Origin of the sequence: Cupriavidus mimosae (assembly GCF_023952485.1) — a bacterium.
Classification (GTDB): Bacteria; Pseudomonadota; Gammaproteobacteria; order Burkholderiales; family Burkholderiaceae; genus Cupriavidus; species Cupriavidus taiwanensis_C.
This window is the reverse complement of record NZ_JALHRY010000006.1, coordinates 194,330-213,397: the sequence shown is the minus strand read 5'-3', so window position 1 is coordinate 213,397 and position 19,068 is coordinate 194,330. Positions and strand designations below refer to the sequence as shown.

The 19,068-nt window shown below is 68.7% G+C and carries 19 protein-coding genes; 14 read left to right on the top strand and 5 right to left on the bottom strand.

The window, feature by feature from the left end; genetic code table 11:
• Positions 1-4: 4 nt before the first annotated feature.
• From iscR to iscX, 9 genes are all read left to right on the top strand, one after another.
• Entirely contained in the window at positions 5-559 is a 555-nt protein-coding gene (iscR, locus tag MKD50_RS13620) for a Fe-S cluster assembly transcriptional regulator IscR (protein WP_011614910.1), read from the top strand.
• Between the two features lie 52 nt (positions 560-611).
• Entirely contained in the window at positions 612-1,835 is a 1,224-nt protein-coding gene (locus tag MKD50_RS13615; RefSeq protein WP_269469265.1) for an IscS subfamily cysteine desulfurase, read from the top strand.
• Positions 1,836-1,909: 74 nt separating this feature from the next.
• On the top strand, positions 1,910-2,308 hold the full coding sequence (gene iscU / locus MKD50_RS13610; protein WP_010809025.1) for a Fe-S cluster assembly scaffold IscU: 399 nt from the start codon (positions 1,910-1,912) through the stop codon (positions 2,306-2,308).
• 40 nt (positions 2,309-2,348) lie between these two features.
• Complete coding sequence (gene iscA, locus MKD50_RS13605; RefSeq protein WP_115706499.1) at positions 2,349-2,669, top strand: iron-sulfur cluster assembly protein IscA; 321 nt, start codon at positions 2,349-2,351, stop codon at positions 2,667-2,669.
• Between the two features lie 34 nt (positions 2,670-2,703).
• On the top strand, positions 2,704-2,928 hold the full coding sequence (locus tag MKD50_RS13600; RefSeq protein ID WP_111519645.1) for a DUF3565 domain-containing protein: 225 nt from the start codon (positions 2,704-2,706) through the stop codon (positions 2,926-2,928).
• 55 nt (positions 2,929-2,983) lie between these two features.
• Positions 2,984-3,502, top strand: a complete 519-nt coding sequence (hscB, locus tag MKD50_RS13595; protein WP_252667335.1) for a Fe-S protein assembly co-chaperone HscB — start codon at positions 2,984-2,986, stop codon at positions 3,500-3,502.
• Between the two features lie 108 nt (positions 3,503-3,610).
• On the top strand, positions 3,611-5,476 hold the full coding sequence (gene hscA, locus MKD50_RS13590; protein WP_252667334.1) for a Fe-S protein assembly chaperone HscA: 1,866 nt from the start codon (positions 3,611-3,613) through the stop codon (positions 5,474-5,476).
• Positions 5,477-5,516: 40 nt separating this feature from the next.
• Positions 5,517-5,855, top strand: coding sequence for an ISC system 2Fe-2S type ferredoxin (fdx, locus tag MKD50_RS13585; protein ID WP_025582290.1), 339 nt, complete (start codon positions 5,517-5,519; stop codon positions 5,853-5,855).
• Between the two features lie 34 nt (positions 5,856-5,889).
• Positions 5,890-6,084 carry a Fe-S cluster assembly protein IscX gene (iscX, locus tag MKD50_RS13580; RefSeq protein ID WP_012352438.1) on the top strand — a complete coding sequence of 65 codons (195 nt, stop codon included), beginning with the start codon at positions 5,890-5,892 and terminating at the stop codon, positions 6,082-6,084.
• A 98-nt stretch (positions 6,085-6,182) separates the two neighbouring features.
• On the opposite strand, the gene lysS is transcribed toward iscX, so the two are convergent.
• The 3 genes from lysS to prfB form a co-directional block, all read right to left on the bottom strand.
• Complete coding sequence (lysS, locus tag MKD50_RS13575) at positions 6,183-7,739, bottom strand: lysine--tRNA ligase (RefSeq protein ID WP_115706502.1); 1,557 nt, start codon at positions 7,737-7,739, stop codon at positions 6,183-6,185.
• Between the two features lie 48 nt (positions 7,740-7,787).
• A complete protein-coding gene (locus tag MKD50_RS13570) occupies positions 7,788-8,546 on the bottom strand; it encodes an SDR family oxidoreductase (RefSeq protein WP_115706503.1) in 759 nt (252 codons plus the stop codon).
• Between the two features lie 100 nt (positions 8,547-8,646).
• Positions 8,647-9,751 (bottom strand): peptide chain release factor 2 gene (gene prfB / locus MKD50_RS13565; protein ID WP_115706504.1). Its coding sequence is split into 2 segments (ribosomal slippage): positions 8,647-9,669 and positions 9,671-9,751, totalling 1,104 coding nucleotides; the frame shifts between segments, so codons are not numbered across the junction.
• Between the two features lie 191 nt (positions 9,752-9,942).
• On the opposite strand from prfB, the gene MKD50_RS13560 reads away from it, so the two are divergent.
• The gene (locus MKD50_RS13560; protein WP_240074082.1) at positions 9,943-10,668 is read left to right on the top strand and encodes a peptidoglycan DD-metalloendopeptidase family protein; all 726 of its coding nucleotides are present in this window, start codon (positions 9,943-9,945) and stop codon (positions 10,666-10,668) included.
• Positions 10,669-10,694: 26 nt separating this feature from the next.
• Here the strand turns inward: MKD50_RS13560 and recJ are convergent, their stop codons facing one another.
• Positions 10,695-12,398, bottom strand: a complete 1,704-nt coding sequence (gene recJ / locus MKD50_RS13555; protein ID WP_115706506.1) for a single-stranded-DNA-specific exonuclease RecJ — start codon at positions 12,396-12,398, stop codon at positions 10,695-10,697.
• Between the two features lie 36 nt (positions 12,399-12,434).
• Positions 12,435-13,553: a hypothetical protein gene (locus MKD50_RS13550; protein ID WP_252667333.1), complete on the bottom strand. Its 1,119-nt coding sequence runs from the start codon at positions 13,551-13,553 to the stop codon at positions 12,435-12,437.
• Positions 13,554-13,701: 148 nt separating this feature from the next.
• Between MKD50_RS13550 and MKD50_RS13545 the strand changes: the two genes are divergently transcribed.
• The 4 genes from MKD50_RS13545 (at position 13,702) to MKD50_RS13530 (ending at position 19,063) form a co-directional block, all read left to right on the top strand.
• A complete protein-coding gene (locus MKD50_RS13545; protein ID WP_115662509.1) occupies positions 13,702-14,952 on the top strand; it encodes a lipoprotein-releasing ABC transporter permease subunit in 1,251 nt (416 codons plus the stop codon).
• On the top strand, positions 14,945-15,685 hold the full coding sequence (lolD, locus tag MKD50_RS13540; RefSeq protein ID WP_240074086.1) for a lipoprotein-releasing ABC transporter ATP-binding protein LolD: 741 nt from the start codon (positions 14,945-14,947) through the stop codon (positions 15,683-15,685). The genes MKD50_RS13545 and lolD overlap by 8 nt, the downstream gene beginning before the upstream one ends.
• 13 nt (positions 15,686-15,698) lie before the next feature.
• Positions 15,699-16,559: a TatD family hydrolase gene (locus MKD50_RS13535; RefSeq protein ID WP_240074087.1), complete on the top strand. Its 861-nt coding sequence runs from the start codon at positions 15,699-15,701 to the stop codon at positions 16,557-16,559.
• Positions 16,560-16,630: 71 nt separating this feature from the next.
• A complete protein-coding gene (locus MKD50_RS13530) occupies positions 16,631-19,063 on the top strand; it encodes a DNA internalization-related competence protein ComEC/Rec2 (protein ID WP_252667332.1) in 2,433 nt (810 codons plus the stop codon).
• The last annotated feature ends 5 nt before the right edge of the window (positions 19,064-19,068 follow it).

The window sequence follows — 19,068 nt, the reverse complement described above, 5'->3', positions numbered from 1 at the left end:
CACCATGAGACTGACCACCAAAGGCCGCTTCGCGGTCACTGCGATGATCGACCTGGCCATGCGCCAGGACCAGGGACCGGTCACGCTCGCCGGCATCAGCCAGCGGCAGAAAATCTCGCTGTCATACCTGGAGCAGCTGTTCGGCAAGCTGCGCCGGCACGAGATCGTCGAAAGCGTGCGCGGCCCGGGCGGCGGTTACAGCCTGGCGCGCAAGGCCGAGGACGTCACCGTGGCCGACATCATCATTGCCGTGGACGAGCCGCTGGATGCCACCCAGTGCGGCGGCAAGGGCAATTGTAACGGAGATGACGGCTCGGGGCGTTGCATGACCCACGAATTGTGGGCCACGCTGAACCAGAAGATGGTCGAGTACCTCGACTCGGTTTCCCTGAAGAACCTGGTGGACCAGCAGCGCGAGCGCCAGCCCGCCGTGCTGCACGACATGCGCGAAGACGCCGCGCAGCCGGTCGCCGCCGCCGCGCGCGGCAAGGCCGACAAGCAGGAAAAACCGGTCCGGGCCAGAATGGTGAATTCAGTTTTCAGCCTGGCGCAATCCTGAGCGCGCCGGCAAGACAGCAACACAGCGATCAGCGGTCCCTTACAAGGCAGTCATAACGATGAGCACCCCACATTTCCCCATCTACATGGATTACTCGGCCACCACGCCGGTGGACCCGCGCGTGGCGGACAAGATGATTCCGTACCTGCGCGAGCAGTTCGGCAATCCCGCGTCGCGCAGCCATGCGTACGGCTGGGAAGCGGAGCGCGCGGTGGAAGAAGCACGCGAGCAGGTGGCCGCTCTGGTCGGCGCCGACCCGCGCGAAATCGTGTGGACCTCGGGGGCGACCGAATCGAACAACCTGGCGATCAAGGGCGCCGCGAATTTCTATTCGGGCAAGGGCAAGCACATCATCACCGTGAAGACCGAGCACAAAGCCGTGCTCGACACCACGCGCGAGCTGGAGCGCCAGGGCTTTGAAGTGACCTACCTGGACGTGAAGGACAACGGCCTGCTCGACATGGAAGTGTTCAGGCAGGCGCTGCGCCCGGACACCATCCTGGTGTCGGTGATGCTGGTCAACAACGAGATCGGCGTGATCCAGGACGTCGAGCAGATCGGCGCGATCTGCCGCGAGAAGGGCATCATCTTCCATTGCGACGCCGCGCAGGCGACCGGCAAGGTGACGATCGACCTGAACCGGCTGAAGTGCGACCTGATGTCGTTCTCGGCCCACAAGACCTACGGCCCCAAGGGCGTCGGCGCGCTGTACGTGCGCCGCAAGCCGCGCGTGCGCATCGAGGCGCAGATGCACGGCGGCGGCCATGAGCGCGGCATGCGCTCGGGCACGCTGGCCACGCACCAGATCGTCGGCATGGGCGAAGCCTTCCGCATCGCCCGCGAAGAGATGGCGACGGAAAACGAGCGCATCCGCATGCTGCGCGACCGCCTGTGGAACGGCCTGTCCGACATGGAAGAGGTCTACCTGAACGGTGACCTGGAGCACCGCGTGCCGCACAACCTGAATGTCAGCTTCAACTTCGTCGAAGGCGAGTCGCTGATCATGGCGATCAAGGACGTGGCGGTGTCGTCGGGCTCGGCCTGCACCTCGGCCTCGCTGGAGCCGTCGTATGTGCTGCGCGCGCTGGGCCGCAATGATGAGCTGGCGCACAGCTCGATCCGCTTCACGGTGGGCCGCTTCACCACCGAGCAGGAAATCGACTACACCGTCGAGCTGCTCAAGAGCAAGATCGGCAAGCTGCGCGACCTGTCGCCGCTGTGGGAAATGTTCAAGGACGGCGTCGACCTGAATTCGATCCAGTGGGCCGCGCACTGAGCGCATGAGCACCCGCGGGATCCCGCCAAAATAACAGCAAGACCCCCGTAAAAGATACGCAAGAGGTAAGCCAAATGTCATACAGCACGAAGGTTCTCGACCACTATGAAAACCCCCGCAACGTCGGTTCGTTCGACAAGAACGACGATGCGGTCGGCACCGGCATGGTCGGTGCCCCGGCTTGCGGCGACGTGATGAAGCTGCAGATCAAGGTCAACGAGGCTGGCGTGATCGAAGACGCCAAGTTCAAGACCTACGGCTGCGGCTCGGCCATCGCTTCGTCGTCGCTGGTGACCGAATGGGTCAAGGGCAAGACCGTGGACCAGGCGCTGGAGATCAAGAACACCCAGATCGCCGAGGAACTGGCGCTGCCGCCGGTGAAGATCCACTGCTCGATCCTGGCCGAAGACGCGATCAAGGCCGCCGTCGAAGACTACAAAAAGAAGCACGGCGCCGAGCAGAAGGCCGCCTGACCTGTCGCACTGAGCACGGCACCGACGAAGGAACGCAACGATGATCACCATGACCGAGAAGGCCGCCAAGCATGTGGCGCGCTACCTGGAACGCCGCGGCAAGGGCGTGGGCCTGCGCCTGGGCGTGAAGACCACCGGCTGCTCGGGCCTGGCCTACAAGCTGGAATACGTCGACGACCTGCTGCCGGAAGACCAGGTGTTCGAATCGCACGGCATCAAGGTCATCGTCGACGCCAAGAGCCTGCCGTATATCGACGGCACCGAACTCGACTACGCGCGCGAAGGGTTGAACGAAGGCTTCCGCTTCAACAATCCCAACGTCAAGGACGAGTGCGGCTGCGGCGAGTCGTTCACGGTCTGACGTACGCCAGCGCAGGCTGACGCGGGCAGGGCCGGTGGAGCGCAGCATCGTCGGCTTCCGCCGGGACGAGGAAGGCCACTGGGTGGCCGAACTCGACTGCGGCCATGGCCAGCATGTGCGGCACGACCCGCCGTGGCAGTCGCGGCCGTGGACGCAGAGCGAGGCGGGCCGCGCCGCCATGATCGGCACGCGGGTGAACTGCCTGAAGTGCGACCGCAACGAGCCGCCGGCCGAGTGGGCCAGCCAGCCCGCGCGGTAGCGGCGGCAGCACGGACGAAGGGCGGCGCGGCCGCTCTTTTTTCTTGGGGAAGCAGTTGAAAGACGATTTTTTTGCGCTGTTCGGCCTGCCGGTGCAGTACGGCGTCGACGAGGCCGCGCTGGACGCGGCCTACCGCACCGTACAGTCGCAGGCGCATCCGGACCGCTTCGCCAAGGCCGGCGACGCCGAGCGCCGCGTGGCGATGCAGTGGGCCGCGCATGCCAACGAAGCCTACCGCACGCTGCGCCAGCCGCTGCGGCGCGCGACCTACCTGCTCAAGCTGCGCGGCGTCGACGTGCAGGCGGAGAACAACACCGCCATGTCGCCCGCGTTCCTGATGCAGCAGATGGAATGGCGCGAGGCGCTGCAGGAGGCGGTGGAAGCGCGCGACGTGGACCGCCTCGATGCGCTGCTGCGCGAGCTGCGCCAGGAAAAGCGCGAACGCCACGCAGCGCTGGGCGCGCTGCTCGATGCTGGCGACAACGACGCGGCCGGCGGCGCGGTGCGGCAACTGATGTTTATCGAGAAGATCGAGCACGATACCAGCGAGGCCATCGACCGGCTGGAAGACTGACCGGCAAGATCGCCGGGGCCATGACACAATGGCGCCCGGCCTGAAAACCGCACGCATGCCGCCCCGCATGGCGGTTTCCCCTGCCGTACAAGACAGCGAAGAATTACCATGGCACTGCTCCAGATTTCCGAACCCGGCATGTCGCCGGCGCCCCACCAACGCCGCCTGGCCGTCGGCATCGACCTCGGCACCACCAACTCGCTGGTGGCCGCGGTGCGCAGCAGCATTCCCGAAGTGCTGGCCGACGAGCGCGGCCGCGCACTGCTGCCGTCGGTGGTGCGCTACCTGCCGGACCGTACCGCGCATATCGGCTACCGGGCCCAGGACGAGGCGGTGCGCGACCCCAAGAACACCATCGTCTCGGTCAAGCGCTTCATGGGCCGCGGCCTGCGCGACGTGGCCAATATCGAGCACAGCCCGTACGACTTCGTCGATGCGCCCGGCATGGTGCAGATCAAGACCGCGGCCGGCGTGAAGAGCCCGGTCGAGATCTCGGCCGAGATCCTGGCCACGCTGCGCCAGCGCGCCGAAGACAGCCTCGGCGACGACCTGGTCGGCGCCGTCATCACGGTGCCGGCCTATTTCGACGAGGCCCAGCGCCAGGCGACCAAGGACGCCGCGCGCCTGGCCGGCCTGGAAGTGCTGCGCCTGCTCAACGAGCCCACCGCCGCGGCCATTGCCTACGGCCTCGACAACGCCGCCGAAGGCATCTATGCCGTGTATGACCTCGGCGGCGGTACCTTCGATATCTCGGTGCTCAAGCTCACCCAGGGCGTGTTCGAAGTGCTGGCCACCGGCGGGGATTCGGCGCTGGGCGGCGATGACTTCGACCAGCGCCTGCTGTGCTGGATCGTCGAGCAGGCCGGCCTGCAGCCGCTGTCGGCACAGGACATGCGCCTGCTGATGGTGCGCGCGCGCGCCGCCAAGGAAGCCTTGTCGGAAGCGGACAGCACCGTGATCGATGCCGTGCTCGACTCAGGCGAGATCGTGCACCTGACGCTGACCGACGAGACTTTCGAGCAGATCACCGCCCACCTGGTGCAGAAGACCCTGGCGCCGGTGCGCAAGGCGCTGCGCGACGCCGGCGTGACGCCCGAAGACGTCAAGGGCGTGGTGCTGGTCGGCGGCGCCACGCGCATGCCGTCGATCCGCAAGGCGGTGGGCGATTTCTTCGGCCAGACCCCGCTCACCAACCTCGATCCGGACCGCGTGGTGGCGCTGGGCGCCGCGATGCAGGCCAACCTGCTGGCCGGCAACCATGCCCCGGGCGAGGACTGGCTGCTGCTCGACGTGATCCCGCTGTCGCTGGGCGTGGAGACCATGGGCGGCCTGGTCGAGAAGATCATCCCGCGCAACAGCACCATCCCGGTGGCGCGCGCGCAGGAATTCACCACCTTCAAGGATGGCCAGACCGCGATGGCGATCCACGTGTTGCAGGGCGAGCGCGAGCTTGCCAGCGACTGCCGTTCGCTGGCGCGCTTCGAGCTGCGCGGCATCCCGCCGATGGTCGCGGGCGCGGCGCGCATCCGCGTGACCTACCAGGTCGATGCCGACGGGCTGCTGTCGGTGACCGCGCGCGAGACGCATTCGGGCGTGGAGGCCTCGGTCACGGTCAAGCCGTCGTACGGGCTGGCCGACGACGATATCGCACGCATGCTGCAGGACAGCTTCCGCGAGGCCGAGCACGACATGAAGAGCCGTGCGCTGGCGGAGGAACGCGTGGAAGCTGACCGCCTGGTCGAAGCCACGCAGCGTGCGCTGGAAACCGACGGCGACCTGCTGTCCGCCGAGGAGCGCGCGGCGGTGGAAGCGCTGATGGCGACGGCGCGCGAGATTGCCACGGGCGATGACCATCTCGCCATCCGCGCCGCGGTGGAGCAGCTCTCGCACGGTACCGACGAATTTGCGGCGCGCCGCATGGACCGCTCGATCAAAAGCGCACTGGCGGGGCGCAAGGTGCAGGAGCTGGGCTGATCACCACACTTGCACCGCACTACAGAACCCAGGAAACGACATGCCACAGATCATTGTTTTGCCCCACGTCGAATACTGCCCGGAAGGGAAGGTGATCGAGGCCGAGAAGGGCGTCAGCGTGCTGGATTCGCTGCTCTCCCACGGTATCGATCTCGAGCACGCGTGCGAGAAGTCCTGTGCCTGCACCACGTGCCACGTGATCGTGCGCGAGGGCTTCGACTCGCTCAACGAGGCTGAGGAAAAGGAAGAGGATTTGCTCGACAAGGCCTGGGGCCTGGAGCCGAATTCGCGCCTGTCGTGCCAGGCCATCGTCGACGAGGAAGACCTGACCGTCGAGATTCCCAAGTACACCATCAACCACGCCAAGGAAGGCCACTGAGCGGCCGGCACAGACCCCAGCGGAGAACAAGCCCATGAAGTGGACCGATACCTACGCCATCGCTGAAGCCCTGTACGACAAGTTCCCGGAGGTCGACCCGGCCGGCGTGCGTTTTACCGACCTGCGCCGCTGGGTGCTGGAACTCGACGGCTTTGCCGACGATCCGGCGCGCTCGGGCGAGAAGATCCTGGAGGCAATCCAGCAGGCGTGGATCGAGGAAGCGGAATGACTTCCTGATGTCAGGAATGAGAAAAAGGCCGGCTTGATGCCGGCCTTTTTGCTTTGATGCTGCTACACAGCCCTGATTACCTGCTGGTTTGCAATGCCTCAGTCTTCCCGCCGCAGATGCGGGAACAGAATCACGTCACGGATATTGGGGCTGTCCGTCAGCAGCATCACCAGCCGGTCGATGCCGATGCCGCAGCCGCCCGTCGGGGGCATGCCGTATTCCAGCGCGCGGATATAGTCGGCGTCGAAGTACATCGCTTCCTCGTCGCCGGCGTCCTTCTGCTCGACCTGCTTGCGGAAGCGGTCGGCCTGGTCTTCGGCGTCGTTCAGCTCGGAGAAGCCGTTGGCGATCTCGCGGCCGGTGATGAAGAGTTCGAAGCGCTCGGTGATGCCCGGCACCGTGTCGGAGGCACGCGCCAGCGGCGAGACCTCGACCGGGTAGTCGACGATAAAGGTCGGCTCCCACAGCTGGCTCTCGGCGGTTTCCTCGAACAGCACCAGTTGCAGCGTGCCCAGCCCGGCATTGAGGAACTGCGGCGCGTTGGTGTTGACGCCGAACTTCTTCAGCTCGGTGCGCAGGAATTCGGCATCGCCGAGCTGCGCGTCGGTGTACTGCGGCGCGAACTTCTGGATCGCCTGGCAGATGGTCAGGCGGTGGAACGGCTTCGACAGGTCCAGCTCGCGCTCCTGGTACGTCAGCACGGCGCTGCCGCGCGCGTCGATCGCGGCCTTGCGGATCAGGTCTTCGGTGAAGTCCATCAGCCAGCGGTAGTCGGTGTAGGCCGCGTAGAACTCCATCATGGTGAACTCGGGGTTGTGGCGCGGGCTCACCCCCTCGTTGCGGAAGTTGCGGTTGATCTCGAACACGCGCTCGAAGCCGCCGACGATCAGGCGCTTGAGGTACAACTCGGGCGCGATGCGCAGGAACATCTGCATGTCCAGCGCGTTGTGGTGCGTGATGAACGGCTTGGCCGCGGCACCGCCCGGGATCGGGTGCAGCATCGGCGTTTCCACTTCCATGAAGCCGGCGTCGGCCATATGGCGGCGCAGTGACGAGATCGCGTCGGTACGCGCGCGGAAGGTGTTGCGCGTTTCCGGCGACACGATCAGGTCGACATAGCGCTGGCGGTACTTCATTTCCTGGTCGGCCAGGCCGTGGAACTTGTCCGGCAGCGGACGCAGCGACTTGGACAGCAGGCGCAGCTCGCGCACCTGCACCGACAGTTCGCCCTTGTTGGTGCGGAACAGCTCGCCGCGGGCGCTGATGATGTCGCCCAGGTCCCAGTGCTTGAAGGCCGCGTAGACCTCTTCGCCGACCTTGTCGCGGGTGATGTAGAACTGGATCTGGCCGCTGCCGTCCTGCACGGTGGCGAAGCTGGCCTTGCCCATCACGCGCTTGAGCATCATGCGCCCGGCGATGGCGACCTCGACCGGCGCGGCCTCGAGCGTGGCCTGTTCGGTCTCGGCATACTGCGCCTGCAGCGCGGCGGCCTGGTGGGTGGGGCGGAAATCGTTGGGGAAAGCCACCCCTTGCTGGCGCAGCGCGGCCAGTTTTTCGCGCCGCTCCGCGATGATCTTGTTTTCGTCGACGGCGGGCGTGTCGGCGGCGGCGGCCTTGTTCTGCGCCGGGGCCTGGGCGCGGTTCGGTTCGGTCATGATGTCTTGTCGGTCGCGCGCGGTGCCGCGCGCGGGTTCAGTATGGCTTCAGTGGTTGCGGAGATCGTCCAGCTCGGTGCTGCCGAAATCCGGGCGGTGCAGGTAGGCGACGATGCGGCCGGCGGTTTCCTCTGCCGAGGCGAGCTGCTGGTTGGCCTTGAGCTCGCGGAAGCGCTGCACCTGGGCAAAATCGGCATTGCGGATGGTGGCCTGCATGCCGGTATCGATCACGCCCGGCGCCAGCGCCACCGCGCGCACGGTGCGCGGCGCTTCGGCCCGGGCGTACTCGGCGTTGACCGAGCGCATGAACATGTCGAGCCCGGCCTTGCCGGCGCAGTAGGCGCTCCAGCCTTCGATCGGGCGCCGTGCCGCGCCGGAAGAGATCGCCAGCACCTTGCGCGGGCAACCGAACTTCTCGGTGCGCTCCAGGAACGCCGCGGTCATGGTCATCGGCGCCGCCAGGTTGGTCAGCAGGTGCGGCACCAGCGATTTTTCCTGCAGCGCCGCGACCGGCCCGATCGGCTCGACCACGCCGGCGTTCAGGATCAGCGTGGCGCTGGTTGGCGGCAGGTCGAGCGTGTCGAGCACGCTGGCGAGCCAGGTTGCGGCAGGGCCGGCCTGCGACAGGTCCTGCAGGTGCCAGGCCACCGGCACGCCGCTAAGCGTGGCGATGCGCTCCAGCTCGGTGTTGCGGCTGCGCGCGACGCAGATCAGGCGGTTGCCTGGCACGAGCAGGGCGTTGGTCAGTGCCGCGCCCAGCCCGCGCGAGGCGCCGGTGATGATGTACAGGTGATTGGCTTCGCTCATGGTGCCCCGGTCGGAAAGGCCGTCGTGCCGGCAAGGCGCGGGCGGCGGTACAGCGATGGATGGGTTGCTGTGCCGCCGCCGGCCGGCGGCGGGTACGGTCTTAGAGTCCCTGCTTGAGGCTGGCCTCGATGAACGGGTCCAGGTCGCCGTCCAGCACCTTCTGGGTGTTGGACATTTCCACGTTGGTGCGCAGGTCCTTGATGCGGCTCTGGTCCAGCACGTAGGAGCGGATCTGGTGGCCCCAGCCCACGTCGGTCTTGCCGGCCTCGAGCTTGTCGGCCTCGGCCTGGCGCTTGCGCATCTCGTGCTCGTACAGGCGCGACTTCAGCATCGACATGGCCTCGGCGCGGTTGCGGTGCTGCGAGCGGTCGTTCTGGCACTGCACCACGATCCCGGTCGGGATATGCGTGATCCGCACGGCCGAATCGGTCTTGTTGATGTGCTGGCCGCCCGCGCCCGAAGCGCGGTAGGTATCCACGCGCAGGTCCGCCGGGTTGACTTCCACTTCGAACGAGTCGTCCACCTCGGGGTAGACGAACACCGACGAGAACGAGGTATGGCGCCCGCCCGACGAATCGAACGGCGACTTGCGCACCAGGCGGTGCACGCCGGTCTCGGTCCGCAGGTAGCCGAAGGCGTACTCGCCCTCGATCTTGATGGTCGCGCTCTTGATGCCGGCCACGTCGCCTTCGGACTCTTCCAGCACCTCGGCCTTGAAGCCCTTGCGCTCGCAGTACTTCAGGTACTGGCGCAGCAGCATCGAGGCCCAGTCGCACGCTTCAGTGCCGCCGGCGCCGGCCTGGATGTCGATGAAGGCATTGGCCTGGTCCATCTCGCCGGCGAACATGCGGCGGAATTCCATGTCGGCCACCACCGCCTCGAAGCCCTTGACGTCGGTCTCGATCGATTCGAGGGTGTCGTCGTCGCCTTCTTCCTTGGCGAGCTCGAACAGCTCTTCGGCACCGACGAGGTCATCGGTGAGCTTGCCCAGGACGCCGACCACGCCCTCGAGCATCTTCTTTTCCTTGCCGAGGTCCTGGGCCCGCTTGGGGTTGTTCCAGACGTCGGGGTCTTCCAGCAGGCCGTTGACTTCGTCCAGCCTTCCTACTTTGACATCGTAGTCAAAGATACCCCCGTAGATCTTCCGTCCGGGAACGGAGATCGGAGATGGCACCGGAGATGGCGTTGAGGCGTTCTGCTTCCATGATGTTCCTGCGCTTCGAAAACCTCGAATTATAGCGGATCGGCGCGGCAAATCGGGGCTTGCGGGCCGTCACGGCGGCGCCCCGAACCGAACGCAACGGCGCCGGCGCGGTCTATCCGGCGGTGCCGGGCGGTGCGCGCGGCGATAATATGGGTCGCAAGCCGCCCCCGGCACAGACCAAGAACAGGACGCATGACGAAAACCAGACATGACATCGAGCCAGGCCGGCGCCGTACGCTGGGCCTGCTGCTGGCGGCCGCGACGGCGGCGATCACGGCCGGCTGCGGCACCACGGGTGGGCCCGTGCCGGACGGCTACTACCGCGTCGAGCGCGGCGACACGCTGTATTCGATCGCGCGCAAGCACCACCGCAGCGTGCGCGACCTGACCCGCTGGAACAGCGACATCACCAGCCCCAGCCAGATCGAGGTGGGCCAGCTGATCCGCGTGCGTCCGCCGGGCGCCGCGGCCGGCAGCGCCACCGCGTCGACCGGCACCGGCCAGGCCGTGACCGATACGCCGCGCGCCGACAGCGCCGCGGCGTCCCGGCCGCCGGCCAGCAGCATCCGCTTGCAATGGCCGGCCGACGGTCGCGTCACGGCGGGCTTCTCCCCGCCCGCCAGCAAGGGCCTCAGCATTGCCGTGCCGGCCAACGGCACGGTGCGCGCCGCCGCCGCCGGCCGCGCCATCCACGTCGGCAACCTGCGCGGCTACGGCATGCTGGTGATCGTCAAGCACAACGACGACTGGCTCACCGTGTACGGCAACCTCGACCAGCCGCTGGTCAGCGAGGGCGCGCAGGTGTCGGCGGGGCAGGACGTGGGCCGCATGGGCGCGAGCCCGAGCGAGCTGCACTTCGAGGTGCGCGGCAACGGCAAGCCGGTGAATCCGGCCAGCTACCTGCCGTCGCGCGGCTGAGCAGGGCGCGCCGCGCCCAGGGCACGCTACTGCGCGTGCTCGATCACCAGCTGCACGCGGGTGACGCCGTTGAAGGTGTTGTTGTCGAGCCGGTACGCCACCTGCGCGCTGGCGCCGAGCGAGTCGGCATGGTTGAACCAGATCGCGTCGAAGCGCTGGCTGCCCCGGCCCAGCTGCAGCTTCAGGTGCTTGCCCTTGAGCACGCTCTGGCGCAGCACGTCGAACTCGCCGCAGAAGGTCGGCGCCGGGAAGCCCTGGCCCCACACCTGCTGTTCCAGCAGGGTGACGAACTCCGGGCTGAAGCACTGGTCCTCGATATCGCCATCGGTCTCGATCACGCGCGCCAGCTGGTCGTCGGTCAGCCATTCGCGCCCGACCGCCTCGAAGGCTTCCTGGAACTCGGCAAAGCGTTCGGCGCGCACGGTCAGTCCCGCCGCCATGGCGTGGCCGCCGAACTTGAGCAGCATGCCGGGGTGGCGCTTGGACACCAGGTCGAGCGCATCGCGCAGGTGGAAGCCCGGGATCGAGCGGCCCGAGCCCTTGACGGTGGTGTCGTCGCCCGGCGCGAAGGTGATGGTGGGACGGTGGAACTTGTCCTTGAGCCGCGATGCCACGATGCCGATCACGCCCTGGTGCCAGGTATCGTTGAACACGCTGACGGTAAAGCGCGAGGCATCCGCACCGGCCAGTCCGGCCATGGGCTGCTCCAGGATGCGCAGCGCTTCCTGCTGCATGCCGGCCTCGATGTCGCGCCGCTCGCGGTTCATGCTGTCCAGCTCCTGGGCGATTTCCCAGGCGCGGTTGGCATCGTCGGTCAGCAGGCATTCGATGCCCAGCGACATGTCGGCCAGCCGGCCGGCCGCATTCAGGCGCGGGCCCAGGCCGAAGCCCAGGTCGAAGGTATTGGCGCGCACGGCCTCGCGGCCGGCGGCGCGGAACAGCGCGGCGACGCCGGGCTGCATCCGGCCGGCGCGCATGCGGCGCAGGCCCTGCGCCACCAGGATGCGGTTGTTGGTGTCCAGCTTGACCACGTCGGCCACGGTGCCCAGCGCCACCAGGTCCAGCAGCGTCTGCAGCGGCGGCTGGGTCTGCGGGGTGTAGACGCCGCGGCGGCGCAGCTCGGCGCGCAGCGCCAGCAGCACGTAGAACATCACGCCCACGCCCGCCAGGTTCTTGCTGGGGAATTCGCAGCCCGGCTGGTTCGGGTTGACGATCACCGCGGCCTGCGGCAACTCCGAGCCGGGCAGATGGTGGTCGGTCACCACCACGTCGATGCCCAGCGCATTGGCCGCGGCCACGCCGTCGACGCTGGCGATGCCGTTGTCCACCGTGACGATCACATCCGGATTCTGCTTCGCCGCCAGCGCCACGATCTCCGGTGTCAGGCCATAGCCATACTCGAACCGGTTGGGCACGATGTACTCCACCCGCGCGCCCAGCATGCGCAGCCCGCGCACGCCCACCGCGCAGGCGGTGGCGCCGTCGCAGTCATAGTCGGCAACGATCAGCAGGCGCTTGCCTGCGGCGATGGCATCGGCCAGGTAGGCCGCGGCGTGGTCGATGCCCTTCATGGCCGCGGGCGGCACCAGTTCGGGCAGGTCCGTGGCCAGTTCCGTGGCGCGGGCCACGCCGCGCGCGGCCAGGATGCGCGCCAGCGTCGGGTGCAGGCCGGTGGCGGCCAGCGCGCTGGCGTGTTCGGGCGAATATTGGCGGATGGCGATCCGGGTCATGGGCGGGGCGGCAGTGGGGTGTCAGTAGCGATGGCTTCAGGCGGCAAGGGCGAGGTCGGACAGCAGTGCGCGCCAGTCGCCGCGCTGGCCCATGCCGCGCCAGAACTTGCGCAGGTCGGCGCGCCGCACGGTGAACTCGGCAAAGTGGTTCTCGCCGCCCAGCACCAGCGTGATGGCGCCGATATTGCCGGCCGCCAGCGCCTCCAGCGCCGGACCGAACCAGTCGGCATCGAGCGCGTGCATGCGGTCCAGCCACAGGCCCCAGTCTTCGGCGATATGCGCTTCGGTGGCGCTGTCGAGCATCGCCAGCACCGAGCCTGCGAGCGCGGCCGCGCCGGCCAGGCCTGCCGGCACCGGCAGCACGCGGCTGCCGCCGGCCAGCGCCAGGCCGTTCAGGAACGGGTCGCCGCTCAGCACCGTATCGGCCAGCCGCGGCACCGACTGCAGCGCGCCGCCGCCGTACAGCCAGACCGAGTTGACCGGCACCTCGCCGGCGGCTTCGCGGGCCTGGTTGACGCGGTGGTCGAACCATGTCATCTGGATTTCGTTCTGCAGCCGGCGCCAGTCGCGTGCGCGCTCGCCGGCCTGCATCCAGATGTCGATATTGCGTCCCGCCGCGCGCAGCGGCGTGGTCGCCTCGAGCGGGCCGAACACCGCCTCGGGCAGGTACCAGCGCTGCGGGCAGGGCGTCTCCAGCGCGATGCCGGACTCCTGCAGCAGCGCGTCGATGGCCTCGCGCAGCGCGCTGGCTTCCTGCGGTCGCAGGCCCAGCTGGCCCGGCGGCATCAGCACCAGGTGATCGCGCGCGGCATGGATGTGCACCGGCTGCAGGCAGGCCCACGACTGGCCGTCGGCGTCGGCCGGGGTGGCCGTGGCCGCGCCGGCGCTGTCGGCCAGCCGCATATAGGGCGCCAGCGGCACCCGCCCCGTATCCAGTCCGGTCTTGCCGGCCAGCCAGCGTTCCTGCGGCAGGCTGCGCAGGAAGGGGTCGTCGTGCCGCTCGCGCGGCCCGGGTGCGGCCCGGGTCAGCAACTTTCCGAGCGCCGGCAGCTCCAATTGCCGCAGCAGCGCGCCGGGGACGACGTCGTCGCGGCCGTCGTCGCCGGCGCCGGGCGGGACGGAAAAGGGCACAATCAGGGTCAGGTGCGTCATCATGGTGGCGAGATTGTAAACTCCCGGCTGGCTCGCGCTAGTCTGAACCGGACCACAACGTGAGCGCGGCGCCGCCCGCCACGGCTGGCCTGCGTGCCGCCGGCGGCGCCCCGACGGGCACTGGCGCTTTTCCGAAACAACAGGAATCCTCTTGAAATTTCCCTACGAGTGGCAGATCGGCTGGCGATATACCCGCGCAAGCAAGCGCGCCAGCCGCAACACCTTCATTTCGTTTATCTCGATGATCTCGATGCTGGGCATCGCGCTCGGCGTGGCCGCGCTGATCGTGGTGCTGTCGGTGATGAACGGGTTCCAGAAGGAAGTGCGCGACCGCATGCTGTCGGTGCTGGCGCATATCGAGGTGATCGGCCCGTCGGCGCTGCCGGACTGGCAGAAGACCGCGGCCGAGGCGCTGCAGAACAAGGAGGTGGTCGGGGCCGCGCCCTACGTGGCGGCGCAGGCCATGCTGACCCGCGACGATGCCGTGCGCGGCGTGCTGCTGCGCGGCGTGGAGCCGTCGCAGGAGCCCAAGGTGTCGGAGATCGGCAGCCAGTTCCGCGCCGGCAGCATGGCCGCGCTGGTGCCGGGCAGCTTCGGCATCGCGCTGGGCAACGAGCTGGCCAATGCCATGGGCGTCCAGGTCGGCGACAAGGTCACGCTGCTGGCGCCGCAGGGCACCATCACGCCCGCGGGCGTGCTGCCGCGGCTCAAGCAGTTCACCGTGGTAGGCGTGTTCTCATCCGGACACTTCGAGTTCGACAGCGCGCTGGCGCTGGTCAACCTGCAGGACGCCGAGACCCTGTTCCGCCTGAGCGGTCCCACCGGGGTGCGCCTGAAGCTGCAGGACATGCAGCGCGCGCCGCTGGTGGCGCAGGAGCTGGCCGGCACCATGTCGGGCGAGCTTTACCTGCGCGACTGGTCGAAGCAGAACCGCAACTGGTTTGCCGCGGTGCAGACCGAGAAGCGGATGATGTTCATCATCCTGACGCTGATCATCGCGGTGGCCGCGTTCAACCTGGTGTCGACGCTGGTGATGACCGTCACCGACAAGCAGGCCGATATCGCCATCCTGCGCACCATGGGCGCGCAGCCGGGCTCGATCATGAAGATCTTCATCGTGCAGGGCGTGGCCATCGGCTTTATCGGCACGCTGCTGGGCGTGGCCGGCGGCACGCTGATCGCCACCAACATCGACGTGATCGTGCCGTTCATCGAGCGGCTGCTGCACGTGCAGTTCCTGCCGCGCGACATCTATTTCATCAGCCAACTGCCTTCCGATCCCCGCGTGAACGACATCGCCACCATCGGCATCATCTCTTTCGTGCTGGCCACGCTGGCCACGCTCTATCCCAGCTGGCGCGCCGCCCGCGTCAATCCGGCGGAGGCGCTGCGCTATGAGTGAAGCCGTGCTGCAAGCCGCTACTTCCACGCCCGCGCCGGGCCTGCCGCGCACCGGTGCGCCGGTGCTGGTGGCCGAGGGCCTGACCAAGCGCTTCCGCCAGGGCGAGCTCGACGTCGACGTGCTGCGCGGCGTCGACGTGCGCGTCAACGCCGGCGAGAAGGTGGCCATCGTGGGCGCCTCGGGCTCGGGCAAGAGCACGCTGCTGCATGTGCTGGGCGGGCTCGACGAGCCCGATTCCGGCCGCGTTGCGCTGCTCGGCAAGCCCTTCACGGCGCTGCGCGAGCGCGAGCGCAACGTGGTGCGCAACCGCTCGCTGGGCTTTGTCTACCAGTTCCACCACCTGCTGCCGGAATTCACCGCGCTCGACAACGTGGCGATGCCGCTGCGCATCCGCGGACTGACCCAGCACGCCGCGCGCGAGGTTGCGCAGGCGATGCTGGAGCGCGTCGGGCTGGGCGGGCGCTCGCGGCACCGGCCGGGCGAGCTGTCCGGCGGCGAGCGCCAGCGCGTCGCCATTGCGCGCGCGCTGGTGGGCCAGCCGGCCTGCGTGCTGGCCGACGAGCCCACCGGCAATCTCGATGACCACACCGCCGGCGGCGTCTATGACCTGATGCTGGAACTGTCGCGCACGCTCGGCACCAGCTTCGTCATCGTCACCCACGACCTCGACCTGGCCGGGCGCTGCGACCGCGTGCTGCGGCTGCGCGACGGCCACCTGCACCAGGAACGCTGAAGCGTACGCAGCCATGTGGATCGACACCCATTGCCACCTCGACGCCGGCGAGTTCGACGCGGACCGCGAGCAGGTCACCGACGCGGCCGCGGCCGCCGGCGTGCGCGGCATCGTGGTGCCGGCGGTGGCCGCGTGGAACTTCGATACCGTGCGCGCGCTGGCGCATCGCGATGCGCGCTGCGTCTATGCGCTGGGCATCCATCCGCTGTGCTCGCCCGGCGCGGGCCAGGCCGAGGTGGACACGCTGCGGCGCCAGGTGGCCGCCAGCATGGACGACCCGCGCTTCGTCGGCATCGGCGAGATCGGGCTCGACTTCTTCGTCGCGGGGCTGGACGCGCACCACCAGACCTGGCTTTACGTCGAACAACTGAAGATCGCGCGCCAGTTCGACCTGCCGGTGCTGCTGCACGTGCGCAAATCGCAGGACCAGGTCGGTGCGCAACTGCGCAAGCTCGGCGTCAAACGCGGCATCGCCCACGCCTTCAACGGCAGCCACGAACAGGCGCGGCGCTTCGTCGAGCAGGGCCTGAAGCTGGGCTTCGGCGGCAATGTCACCTTCAGCCGCGCGCGCCAGATCCGCCGGCTGGCGGCTGAACTGCCGCTGGAGGCGCTGGTGCTGGAAACCGATGCGCCGGACATCGCGCCGGCATGGCTGTCGGACGACCAGTTCGGCGAACAGCACAAGGCGCGCAACACGCCCGCCGAGGTGGCCGGCGTGGCGCGCGTGATGGCGCAACTGCGCGGCATCGACGCACTGACGCTGGCGCAGGCGACCTGGCGCAATGCCGTGGCGGCGCTGCCGCGGCTGGCGGCGTTTGCCGATACCATGGCGCCTCCGCTTGCTGGCGGTCACACAACTTCCACGCCTGCTTGACAAGCTGACAAGCTCGCCGCGCCTGCGCGCGGGTACAACTCCGGTAATGCAAGATCATCGGAGGAGGTGCCGTGCGTCGCTTCGTGGTGGCATTCGTGGCCGGGTGCTGGGCCCTGCAGCAGCAGTCGACGCTGCCGCAATCGCACGGCCTGCGCCTGGGCGCCGCGCTGCTGGCCTTGTGCGCCATCGGCATGGCCCTGTGGGGCAGGCGCCTGCCTGCCCTGCTGCAAGTCCTGGCGCTGGCGGCGCTGGCCTTTGCCATGGCGTACTGCTGGGCTGCCTGGCGCGCCGAACTGCGCCTGCGCGAATGGCTGCCCGTGGCGCTGGAGGCGCGCAACCTCGACGTGCGCGGGGTGGTCTCGGGGCTGCCCACTCGATCCCCCACCGGCACACGCTTCGCGTTCACCGTCGAGCAGTCGGCGGGGCCGGACCAGCCGCTGCCGCGCCAGGTCATCCTCAACTGGCGCGACGCGCCGCTCGAGTTAAGTCCGGGACAACGCTTTACGCTGACCCTGCGCCTGCGCCGCCCGCGCGGGCTCGCCAATCCGTTTGGCTTCGATTACGCCTACTGGCTGCTAGCGCAAGGCTATGGCGCCACCGGCTACGTGCGCCGCGCCCACGGTCCGCCGCAGGATGCCGCCTCGGAGCGGCTGGCCTGGCGCATCGAGGCCTGGCGTGCGGCCGTGCGCGACCACCTGCGCGCCGCGCTGCCGGCCGGGGCACGTTACGGCGCGGTGCTGGTCGCGCTGGTGATCGGCGACCAGCGCGGCATCGAGGCGGACGACTGGCAATTGTTCCGGCGCACCGGCGTGAGCCACCTGGTCGCCATTTCGGGGCTGCATATCACCATGGTGGCCGGCATGGCGGCGTCGCTGACCGGACTGTTGTGGCGCCACTCGTTCGGCTTTGGCCGCTGGCTGCGACGGCCACTGCCATTGTGGCTGCCGGCCCGGCAAGCCGCGCTGGTGGTGGCGGTGGCCACCGCGCTGGGCTACGGCATGCTGGCCGGCATGCAGATCCCGGCGCTGCGCACCGTCGCCATGCTCTGCGTCGCGGCGGTCGCGGTGTGGGGGGCACGTGCGCCGCCGGCGTCGGTGGTGCTGGCCTGCGCCGCGCTGGTGGCGCTGCTGCTGGACCCGTGGGCGGTCATGCTGCCCGGTTTCTGGCTGTCCTTCGGTGCCGTCGCGGTGATCTTCTTCGCTGCCCGGCCGGGACGCGACGCCGCCATCGCAGGGCGCTGGCAACGGCTGCGGGCCGCGCTTGCCGCGGGCGCGCGCACCCAGTGGGCCGTGACCATCGGGCTGGTGCCGCTGACGCTGTTGCTGTTCGGCCAGGTCTCGGTGGTGTCGCCGTTTGCCAATGCGGTGGCGATCCCCGTGGTCAGCCTGCTGGTAACGCCGCTGGCGCTGCTGGGTGCCGCGCTGCCGCTGTGGCTGGCCGTGCCGGTCATCGCCGGTGCCCACTTTGCCATGCAGGGGCTGGCGGCCGTGCTGGCATGGTTCTCCATGCTGCCCGGGGCATTGTGGGAGGCCGCCAGCGCGGGGCCAGTCGCGCTGCTGCTGGCCGCGCTTGGCGTGGCCGTGCTGGTGGCGCCCGTGGCTTCGGCGCGCCTGCGCCGGCATGGCGCACTGCTGATGCTGCCGATGCTGGTGGCGCGCGGCCCGCCGGTGGCCGATGGCCAGTTCCGCGCAGTGATGTTCGACGTCGGGCAGGGCACCGCGGTGCTGGTGCGCACGCGCTCGCATGCGCTGCTGTACGACACCGGACCCGGCTATGTGTCGGGGTCCAGTGCGGGCGCTCGGGTGGTGGTGCCGCTATTACGCGCCGAAGGGGTGGCGCGGCTCGACCACCTGATGGTCAGCCATGAAGACATCGATCATGCCGGCGGCGTGGCGGACATTGTAGGAACGGTCGGCGTGGCGGCGCGCAGCACCGGTGCGCCAGCCGGCCACCCGCTGCTGGACGCGCTGAATGATGGGACCGGTCCGGCCCGATGGAACCCATGCGCCGCGGGACAGCAATGGGAGTGGGACGGGGTGCGCTTTGCCGTGCTGCACCCGTTGCCTGAACAGTCGCAGCAGGCCGCCATCGCCAGCAACGCGCGCAGTTGCGTGCTGCGCGTGGACACTGCCGCGCACAGCCTGCTGCTGACCGGCGATATCGGCCTGGCGCAGGAGCGTGCGTTGATCGGGCGCATGCCGGCCGAAGCCTTGCGCGCCGACGTGCTGGTGGTGGCGCATCACGGCAGCGCTACGTCGTCCGGCGCGGACTGGATCGAGACGGTCGGGCCCGCGGCCGCGGTGTTCCAGCTGGGCTATGGCAACCGCTATCGCCATCCGAACGCCGAAGTCTGGGAGCGCTTTGGCCGCGCGGGCATCCTGCGCTATCGCACCGACGAAACCGGCGCGGTGACCATGGACACGGCACGCGCGGGTTACACGCTGTCGACGTTCCGGCAGGCGGAGCCGCGCTACTGGCGGGAGCGGCCGCCGGCGCCGCGCTAGGGCGC